General features: G+C 56.4%; 20 protein-coding genes. 10 read left to right on the plus strand and 10 right to left on the minus strand.

All coding sequences use genetic code 11. From position 1 onward, the window contains the following. Positions 1-279: 279 nt before the first annotated feature. Together rsmJ and prlC are read right to left on the minus strand one after the other, a co-directional pair. Positions 280-1,044, minus strand: a complete 765-nt coding sequence (rsmJ, locus tag ACRDD5_RS21220; protein ID WP_438677911.1) for a 16S rRNA (guanine(1516)-N(2))-methyltransferase RsmJ — start codon at positions 1,042-1,044, stop codon at positions 280-282. A gap of 8 nt (positions 1,045-1,052) precedes the next feature. Further along, the gene (gene prlC / locus ACRDD5_RS21225; protein WP_438677912.1) at positions 1,053-3,095 is read right to left on the minus strand and encodes an oligopeptidase A; all 2,043 of its coding nucleotides are present in this window, start codon (positions 3,093-3,095) and stop codon (positions 1,053-1,055) included. A 205-nt stretch (positions 3,096-3,300) separates the two neighbouring features. Between prlC and ACRDD5_RS21230 the strand changes: the two genes are divergently transcribed. Further along, positions 3,301-4,143, plus strand: a complete 843-nt coding sequence (locus ACRDD5_RS21230) for a 23S rRNA (adenine(2030)-N(6))-methyltransferase RlmJ (protein ID WP_271282661.1) — start codon at positions 3,301-3,303, stop codon at positions 4,141-4,143. A gap of 70 nt (positions 4,144-4,213) precedes the next feature. Further along, complete coding sequence (gorA, locus tag ACRDD5_RS21235) at positions 4,214-5,566, plus strand: glutathione-disulfide reductase (RefSeq protein ID WP_271282662.1); 1,353 nt, start codon at positions 4,214-4,216, stop codon at positions 5,564-5,566. Between the two features lie 19 nt (positions 5,567-5,585). On the opposite strand, the gene ACRDD5_RS21240 is transcribed toward gorA, so the two are convergent. Beyond that, a complete protein-coding gene (locus ACRDD5_RS21240) occupies positions 5,586-5,990 on the minus strand; it encodes a hypothetical protein (RefSeq protein ID WP_438677913.1) in 405 nt (134 codons plus the stop codon). Positions 5,991-6,181: 191 nt separating this feature from the next. Here ACRDD5_RS21240 and ACRDD5_RS21245 point away from each other — a divergent pair, with 191 nt between their 5' ends. Together ACRDD5_RS21245 and ACRDD5_RS21250 are read left to right on the plus strand one after the other, a co-directional pair. Then, complete coding sequence (locus ACRDD5_RS21245) at positions 6,182-6,907, plus strand: hypothetical protein (RefSeq protein WP_438677914.1); 726 nt, start codon at positions 6,182-6,184, stop codon at positions 6,905-6,907. 236 nt (positions 6,908-7,143) lie between these two features. Further along, a complete protein-coding gene (locus ACRDD5_RS21250) occupies positions 7,144-8,793 on the plus strand; it encodes an alpha,alpha-trehalase (RefSeq protein WP_438677915.1) in 1,650 nt (549 codons plus the stop codon). 84 nt (positions 8,794-8,877) lie between these two features. Here ACRDD5_RS21250 and ACRDD5_RS21255 read toward each other — a convergent pair whose 3' ends face one another. Then, positions 8,878-10,188, minus strand: a complete 1,311-nt coding sequence (locus ACRDD5_RS21255; protein WP_271282666.1) for an MFS transporter — start codon at positions 10,186-10,188, stop codon at positions 8,878-8,880. 71 nt (positions 10,189-10,259) lie between these two features. Next, positions 10,260-11,456 carry an L-talarate/galactarate dehydratase gene (locus tag ACRDD5_RS21260; RefSeq protein WP_271282667.1) on the minus strand — a complete coding sequence of 399 codons (1,197 nt, stop codon included), beginning with the start codon at positions 11,454-11,456 and terminating at the stop codon, positions 10,260-10,262. A gap of 266 nt (positions 11,457-11,722) precedes the next feature. Here ACRDD5_RS21260 and ACRDD5_RS21265 point away from each other — a divergent pair, with 266 nt between their 5' ends. After that, the gene (locus ACRDD5_RS21265) at positions 11,723-12,778 is read left to right on the plus strand and encodes a LacI family DNA-binding transcriptional regulator (RefSeq protein WP_438677925.1); all 1,056 of its coding nucleotides are present in this window, start codon (positions 11,723-11,725) and stop codon (positions 12,776-12,778) included. A gap of 1 nt (position 12,779) precedes the next feature. Here the strand turns inward: ACRDD5_RS21265 and ACRDD5_RS21270 are convergent, their stop codons facing one another. Further along, positions 12,780-14,375, minus strand: coding sequence for an STY4199 family HEPN domain-containing protein (locus tag ACRDD5_RS21270; protein WP_438677916.1), 1,596 nt, complete (start codon positions 14,373-14,375; stop codon positions 12,780-12,782). A 148-nt stretch (positions 14,376-14,523) separates the two neighbouring features. On the opposite strand from ACRDD5_RS21270, the gene ACRDD5_RS21275 reads away from it, so the two are divergent. Beyond that, positions 14,524-15,060, plus strand: coding sequence for a GNAT family N-acetyltransferase (locus ACRDD5_RS21275; RefSeq protein WP_438677917.1), 537 nt, complete (start codon positions 14,524-14,526; stop codon positions 15,058-15,060). Between the two features lie 31 nt (positions 15,061-15,091). Here ACRDD5_RS21275 and ACRDD5_RS21280 read toward each other — a convergent pair whose 3' ends face one another. Beyond that, positions 15,092-15,850 carry an SDR family NAD(P)-dependent oxidoreductase gene (locus ACRDD5_RS21280; protein ID WP_438677918.1) on the minus strand — a complete coding sequence of 253 codons (759 nt, stop codon included), beginning with the start codon at positions 15,848-15,850 and terminating at the stop codon, positions 15,092-15,094. 119 nt (positions 15,851-15,969) lie between these two features. Between ACRDD5_RS21280 and ACRDD5_RS21285 the strand changes: the two genes are divergently transcribed. The 3 genes from ACRDD5_RS21285 (at position 15,970) to ACRDD5_RS21295 (ending at position 19,565) form a co-directional block, all read left to right on the plus strand. After that, positions 15,970-16,869, plus strand: a complete 900-nt coding sequence (locus tag ACRDD5_RS21285) for a LysR family transcriptional regulator (protein WP_438677919.1) — start codon at positions 15,970-15,972, stop codon at positions 16,867-16,869. A 44-nt stretch (positions 16,870-16,913) separates the two neighbouring features. Continuing rightward, positions 16,914-17,969, plus strand: coding sequence for an inner membrane protein YhjD (yhjD, locus tag ACRDD5_RS21290; protein WP_272501399.1), 1,056 nt, complete (start codon positions 16,914-16,916; stop codon positions 17,967-17,969). 273 nt (positions 17,970-18,242) lie between these two features. Beyond that, on the plus strand, positions 18,243-19,565 hold the full coding sequence (locus ACRDD5_RS21295; protein WP_271282674.1) for an MFS transporter: 1,323 nt from the start codon (positions 18,243-18,245) through the stop codon (positions 19,563-19,565). A gap of 47 nt (positions 19,566-19,612) precedes the next feature. Here ACRDD5_RS21295 and ACRDD5_RS21300 read toward each other — a convergent pair whose 3' ends face one another. Continuing rightward, complete coding sequence (locus ACRDD5_RS21300; protein ID WP_438677920.1) at positions 19,613-21,655, minus strand: AsmA family protein; 2,043 nt, start codon at positions 21,653-21,655, stop codon at positions 19,613-19,615. Between the two features lie 118 nt (positions 21,656-21,773). Next, the gene (gene pdeH / locus ACRDD5_RS21305) at positions 21,774-22,544 is read right to left on the minus strand and encodes a cyclic-guanylate-specific phosphodiesterase (RefSeq protein ID WP_271282676.1); all 771 of its coding nucleotides are present in this window, start codon (positions 22,542-22,544) and stop codon (positions 21,774-21,776) included. Positions 22,545-22,776: 232 nt separating this feature from the next. On the opposite strand from pdeH, the gene ACRDD5_RS21310 reads away from it, so the two are divergent. Beyond that, a complete protein-coding gene (locus tag ACRDD5_RS21310) occupies positions 22,777-23,706 on the plus strand; it encodes a sugar kinase (RefSeq protein ID WP_271282677.1) in 930 nt (309 codons plus the stop codon). Positions 23,707-23,799: 93 nt separating this feature from the next. Here ACRDD5_RS21310 and ACRDD5_RS21315 read toward each other — a convergent pair whose 3' ends face one another. Continuing rightward, complete coding sequence (locus tag ACRDD5_RS21315; protein ID WP_438677921.1) at positions 23,800-25,242, minus strand: M16 family metallopeptidase; 1,443 nt, start codon at positions 25,240-25,242, stop codon at positions 23,800-23,802. Positions 25,243-25,276 lie beyond the last annotated feature (34 nt).

The following is a 25,276-nucleotide window of genomic DNA, read 5'->3' on the forward strand; positions in this document are numbered from 1 at the left end:
CCCGACCCGAAGCCGGAAGGAATAAGCTGAGGGTATCGCGTAGCGACGATTTTCTTGCCGGGAGCCCGGGTAGCCAGGGCGGTGGCGATTGAGCCGCCCTGGCACGTTCACGGGTGACGCGACTGACAGAGAAGCACAAAACTTAAAGTGAACGGAACCACCACCGGAGCCGCATGCTCCCCCTCACCCCAACCCTCTCCCTGAATGGAGAGGGGGCCGACCGTGCCAATTTTATTGTGGGGATCCCTCAACCTGTGGGAGAGGGTTAGGCTGAGGGGATCAGGCCGCTCCCTCTTCCGGGGTGCCGGAATAAATATCAAACCGGTGGCCTTTGGTGACCACCGCATTAGTCGTTGCAACCTCCGCCAGCGGCGGGGCGTAATCCGGACGTTTAACCACAACACGCTTTGTTGCCAGCTGTCGTGCAGGCTCCAGTAATCCGTCAGCATCCAGATCCGGGCCCACCAGCGACTGAAACACCCGCATCTCTTTTTTCACCAGCGCGCTTTTCTGCTTATGCGGGAACATCGGGTCAAGATAGACCACCTGCGGGCGCGGGGTGATATCCGTTAACGCCGTCAGGCTGGAGGCGTGGATCAGCTGCAACCGCTCCTGCAACCAGCTGCCAATTTCCGGGTCGGCATAGCCGCGGGCGAGACCGTCATCCAGTAAAGCCGCGACCACCGGGTTGCGCTCCAGCATCCGCACCCGACAGCCGACAGAGGCCAGCACAAACGCATCGCGCCCTAACCCTGCCGTTGCGTCGACCACGTCGGGTAGATAGCTCCCCTTCACGCCAACTGCCTTCGCGACCGCTTCACCGCGACCGCCGCCGAACTTGCGTCGGTGCGCCATCGCCCCACCGACAAAATCAACATAAATGCCGCCGAGTTTGGGCTCGTCGCACTTGCGCAGCTCCAGATGCGTCGGGGTCATCACCAACGCCATCAGGTTATCGGCGTCATGCTCCAGTCCCCAGCGGGCAGCAAGAACAGATAAGGCGCCGTCTCCGGCGCCTGTTTCATCTACTAAGCAGATTTTCACAACAACGATCAGCCCTTGATTCCGTAATGTTCCAGCATCGCATCCAGCTGCGGTTCACGGCCACGGAAGCGTTTAAACAGCTCCATCGGCTCTTCGGAACCGCCGCGCGTCAGGATGTTGTCGAGGAACGACTGGCCGGTAGCGCGGTTGAAAATCCCCTCTTCTTCGAAGCGAGAATAAGCGTCTGCCGCCAGCACGTCGGCCCACAGGTAGCTGTAGTAACCCGCCGCGTAACCGCCAGCAAAGATATGGCTGAACGCGTGCGGGAAGCGGCCCCAGGTCGGTCCAGGAATAAGCGCCACCTGCTTTTTAATTTCGGCCAGGGTTTCGAGGATCTTCGCGCCCTGCTCCGGGCTGAACTCCGCGTGCAGACGGAAATCAAACAGGCCGAACTCCAGCTGGCGCAGAATAAACATCGCCGCCTGGTAGTTTTTTGCTTCCAGCATTTTATCCAGCAGCGATTTTGGCAGCGGTTCGCCGGTTTCATAATGGCCGGAGATAAACGCCAGCGCGTCCGGCTCCCAACACCAGTTTTCCATAAACTGGCTTGGCAGTTCGACCGCATCCCACGGTACGCCGCTGATGCCCGCCACGCCCGCCGCTTCGATACGGGTCAGCATATGGTGCAGACCGTGGCCGAATTCGTGGAACAGGGTGATCACTTCGTCGTGGGTAAACAGCGCAGGTTTGCCGCTCACCGGACGGTTAAAGTTACAGGTCAGGTAGGCGACAGGCTTTTGCAGCGAACCGTCGGCTTTACGCATCTGGCCGACACAGTCGTCCATCCAGGCGCCGCCACGTTTGTTTTCTCGGGCGTACAGATCGAGATAGAAGCTGCCGCGCAGTTCGTTTTTCTCGTCATACAGCTCGAAGAAACGCACCTCCGGGTGCCACACGTCGACGTCGTGACGCTCTTTGGCGGTGATGCCATAGATGCGTTTGACCACTTCAAACAGGCCGTTAACGGCTTTGTTTTCCGGGAAATACGGGCGCAGCTGCTCGTCGCTGATGCTGTAGAGATGCTGCTTCTGTTTTTCGCTGTAGTACGCAATGTCCCACGGCTGCAGGTCATCCACGCCACACTCGGCTTTCGCAAAGGCACGCAGCTGGGCCAGCTCTTTCTCGCCCTGTGGACGGGCGCGTTTTGCCAGATCGGTTAAGAAATCCAGCACCTGCTGTGGGTTCTCGGCCATTTTGGTGGCAAGGGATTTATCCGCGTAGCTGTCAAAGCCTAACAGCTGCGCCAGCTCGTGACGCAGGGCGAGGATTTCGGCCATCACCGGACTGTTATCCCATTTACCGGCATTCGGCCCCTGATCGGAGGCGCGGGTGCTGTAGGCGCGGTACATCTCTTCGCGCAGAGCCTGGTTGTCACAGTAGGTCATTACCGGCAGATAGCTCGGGATATCCAGCGTCAGCAGGTAACCTTCCTGCTCTTTGGCTTCTGCCTGCGCTTTTGCCGCCGCCAGGGCGCTTTCCGGCATTCCGGCCAGTTCGGCCTCGTCGGTGACCAGTTTGGTCCAGCCCATGGTGGCATCCAGCACGTTGTTGCTGTACTGATTACCCAGTTCAGACAGACGCGTGGCAATCTCACCGTAGCGCTGCTGTTTGTCTTTCGCCAGGCCAATGCCCGACAGTTCAAAATCACGCAGCGCGTTATCGACCGATTTTTTCTGCGCGGTATTCAACGTCGCATAATGATCGCCGTCGCGCAGATCGCGATACGCCTGGTACAGCCCTTCGTGCTGCCCAACCCAGGTGCTGTACTCCGACAGCAGCGGCAGGGTTTGCTCGTAAGCTTCTCGCAGTTCCGGGCTGTTTTGCACCGAGTTCAGGTGGCTTACCGGGGAGAAGATGCGCCCGAGCACATCATCGACTTCCGCCAGCGGCTGACACAGATTTTCCCAGCTATAGGGCGCGCCCTGCGCCACTACGCTCTCAACCGCAGAGCGGCAATCGTCCAGTGCTTTGGTGACGGCTGGCACGACATGTTCAGGCTGAATGGAGGAAAACGGCGGCAACGAAAAAGGCGTCAGTAATGGATTGGTCATAAGCACTGTCCTGTTAAATAAGTGAATGAAGGGCGCATCCTGCGCGAGCATATTGTGTCTAGAATGGGGTTAAGTGTAGTGAATTTCAATGCCACACGCGGCTGAATAATACCCGGTAGCGCGGCGCTTACCGGGCCTGCGGGTAATCTGTGCCGTTCTGCGGTAAACTGTGGAAAATCGTTTACTCAGTGGAATTCATCTACCCATGCTCAGTTATCGCCACAGCTTTCACGCGGGCAACCACGCCGACGTCCTTAAACACACCGTTCAGAGCTTGATTATCGAAGCGCTTAAAGAGAAAGATAAACCGTTTCTCTATCTGGACACCCATGCCGGCGCAGGTCGCTATCAGCTGAGCGGCGAGCACGCTGAGCGGACCGGCGAATACCTCGAAGGTATCGGCCGTATCTGGCAGCAGGATGACCTGCCGGCAGAGCTTGAGCCGTACATCAGCGTGATCAACCATTTCAACCGCGGCGAACAGCTGCGCTACTACCCGGGCTCGCCGCTGATTGCCCGCCAGCTGCTGCGCGAGCAGGACAGCATTCAGCTGACCGAGCTGCACTCGAGCGATTTCCCGCTGCTGCGCTCTGAATTCCAGAAAGACAGCCGCGCGCGCGTGGAAAAATCCGACGGCTATCAGCAGCTGAAGGCAAAATTACCGCCGGTATCCCGTCGTGGCCTGGTGCTGATCGATCCGCCGTATGAAATGAAGTCGGATTATCAGGCGGTGGTCGCCGGTATTCATGAAGGCTACAAACGTTTTGCCACCGGTACCTATGCACTGTGGTATCCGGTAGTACTGCGTTCGCAAATCAAACGCATGATCAAAGACCTGGAAGCGACCGGCATCCGCAAAATTATGCAGATTGAACTGGCCGTGCGTCCGGACAGCGACCAGCGCGGCATGACCGCCTCCGGCATGATCGTGGTTAACCCGCCGTGGAAGCTCGAAGCGCAGATGAACAACGTCCTGCCGTGGCTGCACAAGAAGCTGGTTCCGACGGGCATCGGCCATGCCACCGTCAGTTGGATCGTGCCAGAGTAATCGCAGCAATCGGTGGAAGCTATTGATTTCCGGTATACAATCGCGGCAATTAACGATTAAGGACAAGACCATGACAAAGCATTATGACTACATCGCTATCGGCGGCGGCAGCGGCGGTATCGCCTCGATTAACCGTGCGGCCATGTATGGCCAGAAATGCGCGCTGATTGAAGCCAAAGCGCTGGGCGGCACCTGCGTGAACGTCGGTTGTGTACCGAAAAAGGTGATGTGGCATGCGGCGCAGATCCGCGAGGCTATCCATATGTATGGCCCGGATTACGGCTTTGACACCACCATCAACCACTTTGACTGGGATAAGTTAATCGCCAGCCGCACCGCTTACATTGACCGCATCCATACCTCGTACGACAACGTGCTGGGTAAGAACAACGTCGATGTGATCCGTGGTTTTGCCCGTTTCGTTGATGCGAAGACCATTGAAGTGAACGGCGAGACGATCACCGCCGATCACATCCTGATCGCTACCGGCGGCCGTCCGAGCCACCCGGGTATTCCGGGCGCGGAATACGGTATCGACTCCGACGGTTTCTTTGAACTGCCTGCCCTGCCAAAACGCGTTGCTGTCGTTGGCGCGGGCTATATTGCCGTTGAGCTGGCAGGCGTGATTAACGGTCTCGGTGCCGAAGCGCATCTGTTTGTGCGTAAACATGCCCCGCTGCGCAGCTTCGATCCGCTGATCGTTGAGACGCTGGTAGAAGTGATGAACGCCGAAGGCCCGCATCTGCACACCCAAGCCGTGCCAAAAGCGGTGGTTAAAAATGCCGACGGCAGCCTGACCCTGGAGCTGGAAGATGGCCGTAGCCAGACCGTCGATTGCCTGATCTGGGCCATTGGCCGCGAACCGGCGAACGACAACTTCAACCTGGCCGCGACCGGTGTGAAGACCAACGAGAAAGGCTATATCACGGTCGATAAATTCCAGAACACCAGCGTGCCGGGGATTTACGCCGTCGGTGATAACACCGGTGCAGTCGAGTTGACTCCGGTGGCCGTTGCCGCAGGCCGTCGCCTCTCTGAGCGCTTGTTTAACAACAAGCCGGATGAGCATCTGGACTACAACCTTATCCCGACCGTGGTCTTCAGCCACCCGCCAATCGGCACCGTCGGCTTAACCGAGCCGCAGGCGCGCGAGCAGTATGGCGACGACCAGGTGAAAGTGTACAAATCCTCTTTCACCGCCATGTATACCGCTGTGACCACTCACCGCCAGCCGTGCCGCATGAAATTAGTGTGTGTCGGCCCGGACGAGAAGATCGTCGGTATTCACGGCATTGGCTTTGGTATGGATGAGATCCTGCAGGGCTTTGCGGTGGCGCTGAAAATGGGTGCAACCAAGAAAGACTTTGATAATACCGTGGCGATCCACCCTACTGCGGCAGAAGAGTTTGTGACAATGCGTTAATTACGCATGACGACCGGTGTCAGGCAATGATTATCTGCCCGACACCGGTACACTCCTCGAATATAAACATCTTCAGATGCATATTTAGCAGACGCATCCCTGCCAGCTGGCAATGACGTAATCGGATCGGTTGCGTAATAACGCTATGTGAAAAAAAGACATTCTTCATATCGCAATTATCAAAACAAACGCCATCAATATAACAACGATTAATTAATAAACTTTTAAACTGCACATTCCTGAACAAACATTGTTTCAAATTCGAACGATAAACTATCGCCGTATTACCGCCTTCACAAATATGCAACCGCGCAAAATGGCGGCTTTCCAGTAACCCCTTCAGTTCTGTTATAGTGGATTTCTGCTCGCAACTCTGTTGAAAAGACAAAGGCATAGCGCCCTGACGCTTCGCGTTAAGGTTCATGAGGATTCCTGTTTTTTGAAGTGTCATCTGAATCGATGACATTAAGTGGAATCCCTTAATTACGATTGTCAGCGTGGCGAAACAAGGTCGATTTTGGACACTTATTTGCAGAGTTAAACGATAAAACAAAAGTGCATATTCACAGCAATAGCAATCCCGTCAAAATATAATTTACCTTAAGGGAATATTTCATGCCGATAAGCAAAAGTAAGAACGCTATTCTGGTATTTGAATCACCGTGGAAACTCGATGATTACGATGCCAACCGCTCGTCAGTGCTGCCATTCGTGCAGGGGATCGCCAAAATGCATGGCGATACAGAGGTCTATTCCTTGAATTTCTACAATAAAAAGAGCTTTGAGATTGCGCTGGAGTGTTTATGTCGGCAGCGATTCGACAACACCATTGTCTATATTGCGGCGCATGGCAGTAAGACCCGGATTGGCGACGTCTCGCTCGAAGAGATCCTGTACGCCATAAATGAAAAATCCAAGAAATTCAATATCAAAGGTCTGATGCTGGGCTCGTGTTTTGCAGGATACAATACTGAAAAAATTGAAGTGTTCATTGAAGGCAGCAAGCTGACCTGGTGTGCAGCCTATTCCTCATCATGCTACTGGCTACAGGGCACCATGCTTGACTGCGCTATTATTCACAGCGCACTCAATATTGAAGATGAGGAGTATAAAACGCGTGATGAGATGGAATCCGCGTTTGCTGATGCCGTTATGCCCTTCGCAGCAAATGCGATCATTGGCGAAGACAGTAAAAATCAGCCCGTACCCTTATCAGATTCCCTACAGTTCATCATTCAGCCTGAAGGACGCGGTTTTCGCGCACAACTTTCCTCCGGGAGGATTTTCGCCCAGGCACATGACATGCGCATGAACGAAGAAGATGAGGAAGCCATCGCCTGATTAACACTCTGTTGCAAAGCGAATGATCCGAAATTTACCCACGCCACGTCCTGCTGGTTTACATGTTTATCGTCGTAAAAACATCAACATGTGGCCAGCAACCCCGCGTTAACCTTTTTGTAAAATGTGATCGACAGCACACTTTCCTTTCCAGACACCGAAGCGAATGACTAAGCTTAGTAAGCACCCGGATATAACCAGACATGTGACAACGCTTACCGGAGGTCCTGACCATCATGTTCAACCAGAAAATACGCACTGTAGAGACCGTAGAGTTCGACATAGAACAAGAACTTCTCTACGAAATCGATCCCTGCGAGTTAAAACTGGATGAAATGCTCGAAGCGGAGCCAGAGCCTGAAATGATTGAAGGGCTGCCTGCTTCTGACGCGTTGACGCCTGCCGATCGCTACCTTGAGCTTTTCGAGCATGTTCAGTCGACGCGTCTGTTTGCCGACAGCAAAACCTTTCCCGACTGCTCGCCTAAAATGGATCCGCTGGATATTCTCATCCGCTACCGCAAGGTACGACGCCACCGGGACTTTGACCTGCGCCAGTTTGTCGACAAGCACTTCTGGCTACCGGAAGTTCTGTCGAGCGAGTATATGTCCGATCCTTCATTCTCGCTCAAAGAACATATCGACAACTTGTGGCCGGTGCTGACACGCGAGCCGCAGGATCATATTCCGTGGTCGTCCCTGCTGGCGCTGCCGCAGGCCTATATTGTGCCCGGCGGACGCTTCAGCGAGACCTATTACTGGGATTCCTATTTCACCATGCTGGGGCTGGCCGAGAGCGGTCGACACGACATGCTGAAATGCATGGCAGATAACTTCGCGTGGATGATTGAACGCTACGGGCATATCCCCAACGGCAACCGTACCTACTACCTGAGCCGCTCCCAGCCGCCGGTGTTTGCCCTGATGGTGGAGCTGTTCGAAGAGGACGGCGTGCGCGGGGCGCGGCGTTATCTGGACCATCTGAAAATGGAATATGCCTTCTGGATGGACGGGGCCGATTCACTGGTGCTTAACCAGGCCTACCGCCACGTGGTACGAATGCCGAACGGGGCGCATCTCAACCGCTACTGGGATGACCGCGATACCCCGCGGGATGAGTCCTGGATTGAGGACGTGGAAACCGCTCGCCACTCCGGTCGTCCACCGAACGAGGTGTATCGGGATCTGCGTGCCGGGGCCGCCTCGGGCTGGGACTACTCCTCCCGCTGGCTGCGGGATACTGGTCGGCTGGCCAGCATTCGCACCACCCAGTTTATCCCCATCGATTTGAACGCATTTCTGTTCAAACTGGAAAATACCATCGCCAATATTTCCGGACGTAATGGTGATAAGGAGACCGAAGCGCTGTTCCGCCAGAAAGCCAGCGACCGTCGCGCAGCAGTAGACCATTATCTGTGGGATGACGAGATGGGCTGCTACCGGGATTACGACTGGCGACGCGAGGAGCTGGCGCTGTTTTCCGCCGCCAGTATCGTGCCGTTGTACGTTGGCATGTCTACTCATGAACAGGCTGATCGGTTATCCGACGCGGTGAAAGCGCGTCTTCTTACCCCGGGCGGTATTCTTGCCACCGAGCATGAGACGGGTGAGCAGTGGGATAAACCCAACGGCTGGGCACCGCTGCAGTGGATGGCGATCCAGGGATTCAAAATGTACGGCAACGACTCGCTGGGGGATGAAATTGCCCACAGCTGGCTGCAGACGGTTAACCATTTCTACAAGGCCCACCACAAGCTGATTGAGAAGTACCACATCGCCAGCAGCCTGCCGCGTGAAGGGGGCGGGGGTGAGTATCCCCTGCAGGATGGTTTTGGCTGGACCAACGGCGTGGTGCGCCGTCTGATAGGCCTGTACGGGGAGCCGTAGCTCCCCGGTTACGCGATAAAAAAAACGCTGCTCGTGGGAGTGCAAGTCCGGAGCAGCGCAGGCGAATGGCTCGCCTCAGGGGTATCAGGCTATCGATGGCGTCAGCGTGATGCGATCCAATGGCCCAACGATAAACAGGTATGAGAACAGGCCAATCAGCCCCATTGAGCCGACGTACAAAATGGCGTAATCGAACGACTGCGTGTTAGCAAGAATGACCCCGATCGCCAGTGGCGTGACGATACTCGCCAGATTGCCGCACATGTTGAACACCCCACCCGCCATCCCTAACACCTCTTTTGGCGAGGTGTCGCTGAGAATGCACCAGCCCAGGTTGCCGAACCCTTTGGCGAAGAACGCCAGGCTCATCGCAGCAATTACCACAAACTCCGACGAAGTGTAGTTAGCGAGCACAATCACGCAGGAGAGCAACATGCCGCAGATCACCGGCAGCTTACGCGCCGTGGTCAGGCTGTAGCCACGCTTCAGCAGCCAGTCGGAGAACACCCCTCCGGCCAGGCCGCCAATAAAGCCCGCAATTGCCGGAATACTGGCGATAAAACCCACTTTCAGAATCGACATCCCTTTGGCCTGATACAGATAGGTAGGAAACCAGGTCAGGAAGAACCAGGTGATCGACGTGACGCAGAACTGGCCGATATAGACGCCAATCATCATCCGGTTCAGGCAGACGCTTTTCATCTGCGCCAGGGTCAGCTTCTGAGCAGTTTTTGCGCTGCCAAGCGTAGGTTCACCTCCGCCCTCGCGGATATAGTCAATTTCCTGTTGGTTTACTTTCGGGTGGTGCAACGGATCTTTAACTTTTATTAACCATGTAATCCCGAGAAAGACGCCGATAGCACCAATATAATAAAAGACATAATGCCAGCTTAAATTATGCAGAATCAGGGTCATCAGCGGCGTAATAATCCCCAGCGAGATATACTGTGCGGCCTGATAAACCGAGGTCACAAATCCGCGTTCATTATTGGGGAACCACTGCACGCTTAATCGGCTATTTGCCGGGAAAGCGGGTGCCTCAATGGCCCCCATCAGCAGGCGTAAAATAACCAGCACCATCAGCGGGCTGGCATACAGATAAATTGTGCCCTGGAACATCGTCACCAGCGACCAGCCAATGAGCGCACAGCCGTAGACCAGCCGAGAACCGTAGCGATCGAGTAGCCACCCGCCGGGCAGCTGCATAATCACATAGGCGATGCCAAAGGAGGAAAATGCCAGCCCCATCGCTTCGGGATCAAAACCTAACTCTTTACTCATGAAGGGCGCAACCACCGATAATGTTGCGCGGTCGGCATAATTAAAGACAGTGGCCAGAAATAAGAAAGTTAATATGCTATAGCGTACTTTGGTCCGTTTTATTATTGTGTTCATCACCCACTCCAGTATTTAGGGTTGAGAGAATAGTCAGGGAATAACTGCGGGAGATTACCCCGCCAGGCGGATTACGGGCGTTTACCAAATTCACAGCTTAATTGGGTCCAGCGACGCGCCTGCTCGCTGAGGGTAAAGCCCAGCCCGTGACGATCGGAGATCCACATCCGTCCGTCGCGCAGCTCGAGTTGCTCGTTGAATAACGGGTTCAGCCACTCGAAATGCTCCAGCCACGGCTCCAGGGGATAAGCGGCAGATAAGTGCAGATGTACTTCCATCGCGAAGTGCGGGGCCAGCTTGCGTCCGTGTTTGGCGGCCAGATCCATGATTTTCAGGAACGGGGAGATACCGCCCACGCGCGGGGCATCCGGCTGCACGTAGTCGCTGGCATTGCCGAGGATCAGCTGCTCATGCTCGCGGAAGCTGGTCAGCATTTCACCCGTTGCAATCGGGGTATCCAGCGCGGCGGCCAACTGTGCGTGGCCTTCCACGTCGTAGGCATCCAGCGGCTCTTCAATCCACACCAGATTGAATTGCTCCATTTTGCGTCCCATGCGGATGGCGGTCTCACGGTCCCACTGCTGGTTAGCATCCACCATCAGCGGGAAATCGTCGCCCAGCGCTTCGCGAACGGCAGTTAAGCGGCGAATATCTTCGGCACAGTTGGGCTGGCCGACTTTCAGCTTGATGCCACCAATCCCGTTCTCGCGGGAGATAACCACGTTTTTCAGCACCTGATCCAGTGGGGTATGCAGGAAGCCACCGGACGTGTTGTAGCACTGCACCGAGTCGCGGTGTGCGCCAAGCAGTTTGGCCAGCGGCAGACCCGCACGTTTGGCTTTCATGTCCCACAGCGCAATATCAATTGGCGAAATCGCCTGCACCGCCATCCCGCTGCGCCCAACAGAGGCACCCGCCCACAGCAGCTTGGTGTAAATCTTTTCGATGTCGTTCGGATCTTCGCCCAGCAGATTGTCAGCAATCTCTTTGGCATGGGCGTAGATCCCCTGCCCGCCCGCGCGTTTTGAGTAGCTGAACCCCACCCCTTCAAAACCGTCGCGGCTGCGAATTTCAGCGACAATGATCGCCACTTCGGTTAACGGCTTCTGGCGGCCGGTCAGCACCTTGGCATCGCTGACCGGCACCGCCAGCGGAAGAAAGGCTAATGACAGTTTGACCCATTCAATACGGTCGCCGGTTTCGGCCGCCGTTTTTGCCTGGCCCGCTTTGGCGTAGGACACGGTTTCGGAATTTGCACTTAAAGACATTACGCTCTCCTGGTCATAAAAAATGTTTGCGCTAACATTTCTATGCCCATTATCTTTTGAGCACCAGCAGGGTGTCTTTAATTTGAACAACCGATCACAATACCCACAATAAAGTCGCGAATATCTGGAAGCTGCATCGCAATCCAAAAGAATATGGGAATTTGCACAATGCAATATGATTGCGCTAACATTTGGTGTTACTCCCTTTTGTTAAGCGACTGATTTTGCGCTGGTAACGCGCGTGTCTGCTAGCAATGGTCAGGAGCATCATGAATAATGCGTTAACGCATCCCGCTATCATCACCAGGCTAACCACTGTGAAGAGTCCGAAACCGTCAAACGCCCCTACGCTGGAAGATGTCGCCCGCCATGCCGGACTGTCGCCGATGACGGTCAGCCGGGCGCTGAATAACCCGCAGGTTGTGCGCCCGAAAACGGTGGAGAAGGTGATGCAGGCCGTGCGCGCAACCGGGTATATTCCCAACGCGCTGGCGGGTGGGCTGGCGTCCCGGCGCAGCAAGCTTATCGCCGTGGTAGTTCCGCAAATCAACAACAACATGTTTGTCGATACCATTCAGGCGCTGAGCGATGAGCTGGCGCTTCGCGGCTACCATATTTTGCTGAGCGTGACGGGCTACAGCGAACAGACCGAAGCCGATCTGGTGGCAACCCTGTTGTCACGCCGCCCGGATGGTGTGGTACTCACCGGTATTCATCACTCCGCTGAGATGAAAAAAATCATTTTCAACGCTGCCATTCCGGTTGTCGAAATCTGGGATCTGACCCCAACGCCGCTCGACATGCTGGTGGGTTTCTCACATGAAAAAGTCGGCCAGGCCACGGCGGAGTACCTGTTGCAGGAGGGGTATCGTCGTCCCGGACTGCTGTGGACTCCGGATCGGCGCGCCGATCAGCGCAAGCACGGGCTGAGCGAGACGTTTAAACGTCAGGGCATCAACCAGTTACCCCAGATTGATGTGCCTCTACCCGCGTCGCTGGCGCTGGGGCGCGAAGGGCTGACCCGGCTGTTAGCCGACGGCGAATTTGATGTGATTGTGTGTAGCTCCGATACCCTGGCGCAGGGGGCGATCATGGAAGCAGAAAGCCGCGGATTAACTGTCCCGCAGGATATCGCGGTGATCGGCTTTGGTGATCTGGATTTTGCCGCCAGCAATCGCCCGGCGATCACCACCGTCAGCGTCGACAGGCGGGCAATCGGTCAACGCGCCGCGATGCTGCTGGCCGACCGGATCGAACATATCCCGCGTGAAGACGCCATCATTGATATCGGCTTCCATCTGGTGAAACGGCAATCCGCCTGAGTCAGCGGATCACGTCATAAATCGTGGTCTGGATCGTCTGCCATTTTTGCGCGCTGGTATTCGGTTGAGCCTTCGCCCGCCGCGTCGCCTGATCCATCTCGCGGCGTTGACGCTCCACCACCGCCGGTACGGTACAGAACGCCCGTAAATATTCTTTACGCAGAGGGGTGAGCGCTTCGCCTGCGGACATGGCGTGGCTCAGGGTGGTAATAAACTGACGGCAGGGCTTCTCTTCGGTCATTTGCAGCCGATAGCGCATCAGCACATCCAGCACGGCGGCATTGCCCACTGCGAGCGAGTGCTCAGTCCAGGAGAGCTTCCAGTCCATCCCCGCTTTCAGAAACAGCAGCGTCACCCGGGTGTCGTTGCGATCGATTGCCGAGCGGAAGTTATTCTCATCCCAGGTGATGCCCATCTGGTCCAGCGTGCCACGGGATGTCGGGGCGTCACGTATCTCTTCTGCCACCGTCGACACCGGCGTCGCGGCCGTTGCCGCCTGAGCGGGTTCACTGCCTTCGCTGACCAGCCACACGCCGCCGACCAGCATTGCTATCACCATCACCCCCACGGCACCCCACAGTCCGACGAAAATCAGATGATCGCGCTGCTCGGGCGTGCGATCGGGACGACGCCGTGGTTTATCGATAGTGTCGCGGACCTCAAAAATATCGTCCCCGCTGGCTTTGCGTTTTTTCCGCGCCGTCTCCCAGAAGGCGTGGACCTCACTGGCCCCTTCGGCCAGCAGTTCTGCCGGATTGACCCGTGTGCGGCCCTCTTCAAACGCGCGCTGAACGGGGCCTGCAATCTGCTGATAGTAATTCTCCAGCAGCAGGGTTTGCGCCGAGCTCAGGGGTTGCTGGGCGATAATCTTGTTGCGGATCACCCGGAGGTCATCAAGGAAGGTCTGCAGCGTTTTGCGCGGCTCCACCAGCAGCGTCAGCATCGACGGATCGTTAAACAGCGGGGCATACGAGCGGGAGAACTCTTTTTTATCCACCAGCATCAGGGCCAGCTCGCTGAACAGCATCCCACTGAGCACGTCGTTGCGTTCGCCCTGCCGCAGCCATCGGCGCACCTTATCGGCACTGAATAGCGTTTTCAGGTGATTGTTAAGCCGTACCGGGTCAGGCCATGCCTGAATAATGAGCCCTTTGATCATCATTTCCAGCGCCCGCACCTGCTTTTGTGCCTGCTGCTGCTGGGCCTGGTCGCTGTCACTCAGTTCCGTGCTATAGGTCAGCAGCGGCTGCTGCAAGCGCAGATGCTCAAGGGAAGTCACAAAGCGCGTAGCGGCGATCAGTTGGTTATCACTCACCTCCTGCCCACTCTCATACTGCGGCACCCGCTGCTGCAGTAGCCGGAGCTGCAGGGTGAACTGGGATAGTTGCGCGTCATTCAGGTTGAGGCGCTTCGCTACCGCTGCCCATCCCCCCAGACCCAGCCGGGCAGTATCGAGCTGTTCGAGGAACCAGCGGGGATCTTTGCCTTCGGTAACGTGCACTTTTAACAGGAGCAATATCTCTACTGAGGCCTGACGGATTATGCCCAGACAGCGTTCAAACTGTTCTCGAATCTGGTGCGATTGGCTGAGGATCATCATTTTCCTTTAAATACTGCGCCAGCGTATTAAGAGGCGGTCTGATAACCGCTTTTTCTTTAAGTTATATTGGGTTAAACATACCTGAGAACAGGTACTATTACAGTGACAATGTTAATATCATTTACAAAAGCTTCCGGAGGATTGCATGCCTGTTTTGCACACCCCGCGCTTAACCTGCTCTCCGCTGCAGGCAGCCGACTGGCCCTTTTTCCTGGCCCTGCAGCAGCACCCTGAGGTGATGCGCTATGTGGCAGAAGCTCGCCCGGAGGAGGCTATTCGCGAGGCCTTCACGCCCCGGCTGGCCGACTGGACGCCGGGCAGCGCCCACTGGCTGTGCCTGGTGGTGCGCGACAGCGCTCTCCAGACGCCACTCGGGGTGACGGGGTATATTCATCGAGAAGCTGATTGCGCCGAAGTGGGATTTTTATTCGCCCCGCAGGCGCAGGGAAAAGGTTACGGTCTGGAATCCCTGCGTGCGGTATGTGATTACGCTTTCACACAGGGCGGTATCCGCCGCTTAACCGCCACGGTCACGGCGGGGAATGTGGCTTCGCGACGGCTGCTGGAAAAAGCGGGATTTATTCTGGAAGGGGAACTGCGCGAAAGCTACTGGCTGGCAGGCCAATGGCATAATGACTGGCTGTTTGGCCTGCTGAAAAAAGAGTACTCCCCAGCGCAATAGCGTACCGCGGGGATCCCTCCCCGGTACGTTTTTACAGGAACATTCCCCCGGACACTTCGATCCGCTGGGCATTCATCCACCCCAGCTCGTCGCTTAACAGCGCCGCGATCGCATCGCCAATATCGTCCGGCAATCCGACGCGTCCCAGCGCGGTCTGGGCGGCAATGTGCTGGTTAATCTCCGCGTTATCGCGCACCCGCCCGCCGCCAAAATCCGTCTCAATGGCGCCAGGGGCAATAATATTGGCGGTTATTCCGCGTGCCCCCAGCTCTTTCGCCTGGTAGCGCGTGAGCACTTCCATCGCCCCTTTCATCGACGCATAGGTGCTGGATCCCGGCTGGGCAAAGCGTGCTAACCCGGAGGAGACATTCAGGATCCGCCCGCCGTTGTTGATCAGCGGTAACAGGCGCTGGGTCAGGAAGAACGGGCCTTTAAAGTGGATGTTCAGCATCTCGTCGAACTGCGCTTCGGTGGTCTCGGCAAAGGGGGTGTATAAACCTACGCCAGCGTTGTTCAATAAATAATCGAAGGTGTCACGTTGCCACAGGGTGCGGAGTTTCTCACCCGTCTGGGCTACAAAATCGTCAAAGCCTGCAACATCGCCGACATTCAGCTGTATTGCCGCTGCCTTTACCCCTTTTTGTTCAATTTCACGCACGACATCCAGAGCCTCCTGGTGGCTACGATTCCAGGTCAGGATGATACCGACGCCCTTCGCGGCAAGCTTCAGCGCCGCGTTTTTACCGAGCCCGCGGCTGCCGCCTGTCACTAATGCGATACGTTCAGTCATAAGAAACCTCATTTCGGCTGTTGTGATGATTGAGAAAGAGCTTATTAGGTGATAGAAAATCGATAAATATGCTAAATCGCACTTCACTGTTTCACTGACAACAACAATGAGCACACCCTATGGATAAAATTAACGCAATGCAGCTGTTTATACGCGTCGCGGAACTGGAGAGTTTTTCCCGCGCGGCGGACTCGATGGGCCTTCCTAAAGGTAGCGTATCGCGCCAGATTCAGGCCCTGGAAAACGGGCTGGGCGCGCAGTTGCTGCATCGGACGACGCGCCGCGTCAGCCTGACGCAGGACGGAATGGTCTACTACGAGCGGGCCAAAGATCTGCTCGCTAACCTCGATGAACTGGATGGTCTTTTTTTGCACGACCCTGCGAGCGTCAGCGGTCGGCTGCGGGTGGATATGCCAGCCGGCGTTGCGCGACATTTGGTCATCCCGCGACTGCCACAGTTTTTACAGCAGTACCCCGGCATTGAGCTGGAGCTGAGCAGCAGCGATCGTCTGGTGGATGTGATCCGCGAAGGGTTTGACTGCGTGGTGCGCGTCGGCACGCTGAAAGATTCCGGTTTGATCGCCCGTCCGCTCGGTAAGCTGTCGGTGATTAACTGCGCCAGCCCCGATTATCTGACGCGTTTTGGCTATCCCGACGGGCTGGATGATTTGGCCTCCCATGCGGTGGTGCATTACACCACCCACCTCGGTACCCGCCCACAGGGCTTTGAGTATTACGACGGCGAGACCAGCCACTGGGTCAAAACCGGCGGCATCCTGACGGTGAATAGCACCGAAACTTACCACGCCTCGGCCATTGCCGGACTGGGGATTATTCAGGTGCCACGCGTGGGTGTGCGCGATTCTCTGCGCGCCAAAAAGCTGCAGGAAATCCTGCCGCAATACCGCGCCAGGCCGATGCCGGTGTCGCTGATTTATCCCCATCGTCGCAACCTCTCCCGCCGGGTGCATCTGTTTATGGCGTGGCTTACGGAGATCATGAAAACCTACGTGGACTGAGGCAGGCTATAATTTCAAAGACCTCCCGCTTATCAACAAGGAAAATGCGCGTGACGCCGGAAAACAACCAGCAACGTCCGACTCAGGAACTGGACTACGAGCCAATTAAGAAACTGGACACTCAACCGCTGCAGAAGGAGGCGGATACCGGGGCCAACATTACCCACGTGCGTAAAACGGGCAGCCTGCTGGACAAGGCGAAGGACGTCGTCCAGCTGATTCAGCAGCGGCCGATAATTGCCCACCTGCTGCGCGCCACCGAGCGTTTTAACGATAGGCTGGGCAATCAGTTTGGTGCCGCGATCACCTACTTCTCGTTTTTATCGATGATCCCAATCCTGATGCTCTCCTTTGCCGCAGCGGGTTTTATTCTGGTCTCGCACCCGACGCTGCTGCAGGACATCTTCAATAAAATACTGCAAAACGTCAGCGACCCGACGCTGGCCACCACCCTGAAAAGTACCATCAGCACTGCCGTCCAGCAGCGCACCACGGTGGGTATCGTCGGGCTGCTGGTGGCGCTCTACTCCGGCATTAACTGGATGGGCAACCTGCGCGAGGCGATCCGCGCCCAGTCACGCGACGTCTGGGAGCGCACGGCGCAGGATGAGGAGAAAATCTGGACCAAATATCTGCGCGATTTTATCTCGCTGATTGGTCTGCTGGTGGCGCTGATCATCACCCTCTCCATTACCTCTGCGGCAGGCTCGGCTCAGCAGATGATCATCTCTGCCCTGTACCTCGATACCATCGAGTGGCTGAAGCCGGTCTGGTCTCTGGTGGGGCTGAGTATCTCGATTCTGGCCAACTACCTGCTGTTTTTCTGGATTTTCTGGCGCCTGCCTCGCCATCGCCCGCGCCGTAAGGCATTAATCCGTGGCACATTCATCGCCGCTATTGGTTTTGAGATTATCAAAATCGTGATGACCTATACCCTGCCTTCGCTGGTGACCTCCCCATCCGGCGCGGCTTTCGGTTCAGTGCTGGGGCTGTTGGCCTTCTTCTATTTCTTCGCGCGGCTGACGCTGTTCTGTGCGGCGTGGATCGCCACCGCCCAGTACCCGGATGACCGTCGGATGCCGGGAAAAACCCACCGCTAAACCTGCTCTTCGGGCTGGAGTGAAATGCAAAATTTCAGCCCGATTCATCATTTCAGCATATAAATCCAGCCCTTAACTTTTATTTAACCGAAAACCAGTTTTATTCACTAAGTTTTAATTTCTGTGAAGCATTTCATAGATGTGATTTTCCTGGTCTGAAAATTATTCGCTTTTTGCGCTTTTTTTCGCCTTCCGCTGCGTTTGTTACAGATTGAAATGTCGCTTTTGCTGTGCGTAATATGGCCTTTCGTTCGCCAAATATAAGAAAAGTTTATGCAAGCAACCGCCACAACACTCAATTCACAGCAGGAAGACGTCCCGGTAAATTCGCGCAATAAAGTCGTCGTTGCATCGCTGATTGGCACCGCCATCGAGTTCTTCGACTTCTATATTTACGCCACCGCTGCGGTTATCGTGTTCCCGCATATTTTCTTCCCGCAGGGCGACCCGACGGCGGCGACGCTGCAGTCGCTGGCGACTTTCGCCATCGCCTTTATCGCCCGTCCTATTGGCTCTGCCGTTTTCGGCCACTTTGGCGATCGCGTGGGCCGCAAAGTGACGCTGGTTGCTTCCCTGCTGACGATGGGGATCTCGACTGTTGCCATCGGTCTGCTGCCAACCTATGAAACCATCGGTATTCTGGCTCCGCTGCTGCTGGCGCTGGCGCGTTTTGGTCAGGGTCTGGGGCTGGGCGGTGAATGGGGTGGTGCGGCGCTGCTGGCCACCGAAAACGCCCCGCCGCGCAAGCGTGCGCTGTATGGCTCCTTCCCGCAGCTGGGCGCACCGATTGGCTTCTTCTTTGCCAACGGCACCTTCCTGCTGCTCTCCTGGCTGTTGACTGACGAGCAGTTCATGACCTGGGGCTGGCGTATTCCGTTTATCTTCTCGGCGGTGCTGGTGCTGATCGGCCTGTACGTTCGCGTTTCGCTGCATGAATCGCCGGTCTTCGCCAAAGTAGCCGCGGCGAAAAAGCAGGTAAAAATCCCGCTCGGCACGCTGCTGACCAAACACCTTCGCATGACCGTGCTGGGCACCTTCATCATGCTGGCGACCTACACGTTGTTCTACATCATGACCGTCTACTCCATGACGTTCAGCACTGCGCCAGCACCGGTTGGCCTGGGCCTGCCGCGAAATGAAGTTCTGTGGATGCTGATGATGGCGGTGATCGGGTTCGGTGTGATGGTGCCGATTGCCGGGCTGCTGGCCGACCGTTTTGGCCGCCGCTCCAGCATGATCGTCATCACTTCGCTGATCATTCTGTTTGCGCTGTTCGTCTTCCCACCGCTGCTGGGTTCCGGTAATCCGGCGATGGTAATGGCGTATCTGCTGATTGGTCTGAGTCTGATGGGGCTGACGTTTGGCCCGATGGGCGCGCTGCTGCCTGAGCTGTTCCCGACCGAGGTGCGTTATACCGGAGCATCGTTCTCCTACAACGTCTCTTCTATCCTGGGTGCTTCTGTTGCGCCGTACATTGCGGCCTGGCTGCAGACTAACTACGGTCTGGCCTATGTCGGGTTCTACCTGGCGGCCATGGCGACGCTGACGCTGATTGCGCTGTTGCTGACCCACGAAACCCGTCATCAGTCATTGTAAATTAAAACGCCCGGCAGCCAACGCGCTGCCGGGCGTTTATCCCCTTCCTATTTCTTCATCTGCGCCAGAATCACCTGACACTGATTGGCCTGCCCCTCGGACGGGGAGATCAGCGCCAACAGGGCCGCCGCTGGCGTCACCAACGTAGCGAGCGCTGCCGCAACCGCACCGCGCGCAATCAGTGGTCCTGCCTTCACACCCGCCTGTGGGTTCTTGAATGAACCACGAACGTACAGCGGCGAGCGCAGCGTCACGATGCGGATCCCTTTGCTTTCCGGGTTAATGGTCAGATCCAGCTGTTCCGAGGCCATGCTGGCGCTACCGGTGATATTGATCACCGCATTTTCGGTATCAAAGGCAAAGATTTGCGGACGGGCGACGCCATTGACCAGATCGATGTTGGCCGCCGCGCAATTGACCCGCACCTCGTCATCACCAAAGATCTGCCCTATCAGGAAGTTACCCACGTTAAGGCCGAGGATCTCCATCAGGTTGCGGCTCACAAGCCCGTCGTTCATCAGCAGCTTCAGGTTGCCGTTACCGTTGCCCAGCAGCGCCGCAACCGAATTGCCCGTCCCGCGAATTGTCGCGTCACCGTTCATCTCCCCGAGCGTTTTCTGCATCAGTTCGACATCGGGCATCAGCTCCTTGAGTTTCAGCCGCCGCGCCTGAATGTCGGCCCGACCCTGCATCGGCTTTTTATCCCCTTCCAGCCGAATGTTCGAGGTGATGGTGCCCCCGGCCATGCCGAATTTCAGCGGCTTAAGCTGCAGGTCGGCCTTTTTCAGAATGATGTGGGTGGAGAGGTCGCTGAGCGGTAAGCTGCTGCCATGCTCAATGCGACGCCCTTTAAAGCGCACGTCCGCATCCATCACATCCCATTTATCGGTTTCGAAGCGGTCGTTAGGCAGCACTTTGCCCGAGGGCTGAACGTCCTTGCGCACCTCTTTGGTTTTGGTGCCTTTGCCGGAATCCACGCCAATTAATGGCCCTAAGTCGGCCAGCCGCAGCTGGCGTGACTCCACGTCGCCCTCAAGTTTCGGCCGGGGTTTGCCGGTGGTGTAGGTCAACGAGCCATGCACATCGCTGTCGCCGATGCGGCCATTGAAGTCGCGGTAATCAAAGACCGAGGATTTCTCACTGTCGATTTTCGCCACCAGATGGCCGTCAGTTTCGAACGGCGGGGTATCCGGAAGCAGCACGCCGGTCAGATCGTACAGCTCACCCAGCGAATCCCCGGAGAATTTAAGCCGCAGATCGACGCCGCCCATCTTCATTGGATCGTTCACCGTACCTACAAACGCCACCCGGGTGTTACCGGAACGGAAATCAGCCTGCACCGGGAACGGCGTACCTTCGCTGCGCAGCGCCAGCACGCCGCCGATTTTGCCGCTGCCGCTCAGGGGCTGCTGGTTGTAACGCCCCTGTGCCTTCAGGCCAAAGACGTAATCGCCCACCTTCCCTTTCTCATCTTTGCCCTTCGCCCCAGAGACTTCGCTGAAGGGCAGCGGTTTGCCCAGCGGATCGACGAAGATCTCCATCTCGGTTTTGCTGATCGCATCATCAATGGCGACCCGGCCTCGATCGAAAATAATATTGTCGAGCCGGAACGACCACGCCGAAGGCTGCGCGGCGGCCTCTTTGTCGTCGCTGCTGGGGAGATCAAAGGTCCAGTTATTGCTTTTTTCCGACACCCGGATCAGGCGCGCGTCCGGCTGCTGGAGTTTGATCCACGGCAGATAGACGGTTTTGGTCAGCAAGGCGAGCGGTGCGAGGGTGGCTTCTACGCGCGGCAGATGCACCATGGTGATCTCAGGAATATCGGGTGGATTGCCGAGGATAACATCGTTGGCATGCACGTGCGGCCAGGGGATCCAGCTGCGCCAGCCGGTTTCACCCTGCTGTCGCTCCCACACCACGCCAAGATCGCCGCGAATGGCGAAAGGACGGTTTAATTCAGTCGAGACTTTCTGGTTGATGGTCGGTTTGAGGCGGTTCCAGTCAAATGTCGCGATTACAACAATAGCCACCACAATCAACAACAAGAAGATCCCCCCGGTCCAGGTGATAATCTTCGCTGTTTTAGTCATTCCATACTCTACCTGTTTTACCTTGCCAGTCATGAATATAGTTCAGACAGGGAAAAAGGGGCGGCAGCGTCCGGTAATAACGCGTTAGTCACGCGCTATTATGGGAAGCTGCCGGGGCTTACAGAGTGATGATAACGCTGTCGAGCGTCTCCATGGGGACCGGACGGGAGAGGAAATAGCCCTGCGCCGCAGCGGCAGGTGAGTTTTGTACGTCGCGCCACTCTTCCAGCGTCTCAACGCCTTCGACAATGACGCCCTGGCAGTAGCGGTTCATCAGCTGCAGCAGCAGCGTGAACAGGTTCCGCCCTTCCGGGGTCTGGCGCAGCATGATGAACAGATCGCGTGCCACTTTGATGTAGTCGTAGCGCACTTCGCTCAGGGCGGAGAAGTTCGCCATGCCGGTGCCAAAATCATCCAGCCACAGGGGGCCAAATTCACACATGGTGGCAAACGAGGAGTCCTGAGGCAGACGGACGTGCTCCACCAGCTCAAAACGCAGCCACGGCAGCTGTTCGGTCATTTTTTGCAGGCCTTCATCCTGGCGCATCGCCAGCAGGGTGGGGCCATCGACGTTCACCGACGCGAGGATCCCGCTGGTTTTGAAAAAGTCCTGTTTGGCTCCCAGCATAATGAGCTGCTCTTCCAGCACGTCCAGACGCTGACGCACCGGGATTTGAGCAAAATAGCGATCCGGCGCGATCCGCTGACCGGGGTTTGACGGGTGGGTCACAACGGTCAGGATCTCAATCGCCATCAGGCTACCGTCAGTGCGGTAAATGGGCTGGTAAGTATAAGCACGCTCACATTGCAGCCAGTAGCGATGCTCCTGCAAGTTCTCAACACTTGCTTCCGGGATGCTGAGCAGCTGGATGTCCTGCTTTAACTTCATTTCAGATATCCTGTTGAATGGGGAATGACCTGTCGGGACGCATCAATGGGTTATCGGCGTATGGCAAGAGAACTTTATGTCGGGTTGCAGGTGAAAATGAAATTCTGATGACAGAAAAAAAAGCGGAACATGCTCCAGTTCAAATAAATAATGGAACGTCGTTTTAATATTGTTGACCCCACCCACCTGCCAGCGCAAAATAATCGCAATCAAACTCTTCAGGTTCTCGACGATGTCCAGAAAAATTGCCGTGATCGGCGAATGCATGATCGAACTGTCCCAAAAAGGCGCAGAAGTTAGCCGCGGTTTTGGTGGCGATACGTTAAACACCTCGGTGTACATTGCCCGTCAGGTCGACGCTGACGCGCTGGCGGTCAACTACGTGACGGCGCTGGGCACGGACAATTTCAGCCAGCAGATGCTTGACGCATGGCAGAGCGAGAATGTAGATACCTCGCTGACCCAGCGCATGGAAAACCGTCTGCCAGGGCTCTATTACATTGAGACCGACAGCACCGGCGAGCGCACGTTCTACTACTGGCGCAACGAAGCTGCCGCCAAATTCTGGCTCGAGAGCGACAGCGCTGCGCAGATTTGTGAAGCGCTGGCGAACTTCGATTATCTCTATCTGAGCGGCATCAGCCTGGCGATTCTTAGCCAGAGTAGCCGTGAAAAACTGCTGTCTCTGCTGCGTGAATGCCGCGCTAACGGTGGCAAAGTGATTTTCGATAACAACTACCGTCCGCGCCTGTGGGCCAGCCGTGAAGAGACGCAGCAGGTTTATACCCAGATGCTGCAGTACACCGATATCGCCTTCTTAACGCTCGATGATGAAGATGCCCTGTGGGGCGAGAAGCCAGTCGACGAGGTAATTGCCCGTACTCATGCGGCTGGCGTGGCGGAAGTGGTGATTAAGCGTGGCGCAGACTCGTGCCTGGTGTCCGTTACGGGTGAAGCCGTAGTCGACGTTCCGGCGGTGAAGCTGGCGAAAGAAAAAGTGATTGATACTACCGCGGCCGGGGATTCCTTCAGCGCCGGGTATCTGGCGGTACGTCTGACGGGCGGCACGCCAGAAGCGGCAGCACAGCGTGGCCACCTGACGGCCAGCACGGTGATTCAGTATCGCGGGGCAATTATCCCACGTGACGCGATGCCGAGGTAAAAGCAAAACGGCAACCCTGAGGTTGCCGTTTTTAGTGTTTGTACCCTCTCTCTGTGGGAGAGGGTGAGGGCATCAGACCGCACCCACCTCGCTTTACGGTGCTGCCGCAGGCTGTGCCGGCGCCATAATGCTATCCCACGTTTCCTGTAGATCCTTCATGTTGTACTCCGGCTCACCTTTTGGCTGCAGCAGGACCAGCGACATATCCTGAGAAAGCTGCTGACGCAGATCCTGACTCAGCATCTCCACCGTCAGGCTGTTAAGGAAGTCCTGACGCAACTTCTGATACTGCTCCGGGGCGATATCTACCACCTGGTTTTGCAGCGAGCGGATCCGCTGGCTGATCAGGACATCGGTATCGGTGCGGGCATAGGTGGTAAACAGTTTTTGCAGCTCGAGGTTTTTCTGCGCCACCAGCGCGTTGAACTCCTCTTCTGACAGCCCGTTCTCACGCACTTTCGCCAGCTCTTTCGCCACCACTGCCATATTGGCATTCAACTTGTCGCCCGGCGACTCCACATTGATGGCGCACTGGGCGCGCTGGAACAGCACCCGGCAATCGAAGCCAAGACCGATATCTTTAGCGTTACTCTTGCTCAGGGTTTGCTGAACGTGCCAGAACAGCGCTTCACGGGCTAAGTCAGCGCGCCAGTAGCGCAGCAGAGCGGCAGACTCGCGAATTGGCTGCCACGGGCTGTCCCACATGATTGAGAGCCGATCCTGACGCACGGATTCGGTCATGATGCTGACCGGCTCGGCGCGCAGCGGCGATAAAGTGGGTACCGGTGCCGGGGTGGCGCGTTTGCCTTTTAGCTCGCCGAAGGTTTTGCTGATTTGCTCAATCACCGCGCGACTGTCCACGTTACCCACCACAATCAGGGTCATGGCATCCGGGGTGTACCACGTCTGGTAGAACGATTTAACCTGTTCAATATCGACCGGCTGCTTCAGCGGCTCTGCCGGATCGTGTCCCAGCAGCGCAGAGCCTTTCAGGCGATAGCGCCACCAGCCATCTTTGGTATCCGCAGGCCAGGTCGCGACCATGTCGCTGTTGCTCAGCGCGTAGTTCACCGTTTCCGGCGTAATGGAGACGTTACCGGCCGTATCCGACAGCCAGGTCAGCGCCTCTTTCAGCAGGTCATTACGGTTGTTTGGCAGACTGAGGTTAAACATGGTGTAGTCATAGGAGACGACCGCTGGCGGCAGCGGGCGTTTTGGATCGATGCCCTGTTGCCACAATGAACGCGCCTGCACAGCCTGCAGACTGCCGCTTTGGGTCAGCGCCAGACGCGGCAAGAAATGGCTGAAACCGCTTTGCTGGGTACTCTCGGTCAGGGAACCGGTATTCAGAGAAAGGCGGATTTCAATGCGATCGCTGGGGCGCTGTGGCGTGGCTAAAACCTGCCACTGAAAACCGTTCGCCAGTGTCCCCTGTTGCCAGGCCGGGTCCGGCTGGAGCGCGTCAGCCTGCACGTAACTGGCTGCTGCCATCATCAGCAAACCGCCGGTTAAGAGTCGAATTTTTGTGCCCTGCATGTGAACCCCTGATCAACGTTCCTGGTTACAAAGA

Source organism: Silvania sp. (genome assembly GCF_051656365.1).
Taxonomy (GTDB): Bacteria; Pseudomonadota; Gammaproteobacteria; order Enterobacterales; family Enterobacteriaceae; genus Enterobacter; species Enterobacter hatchlandensis.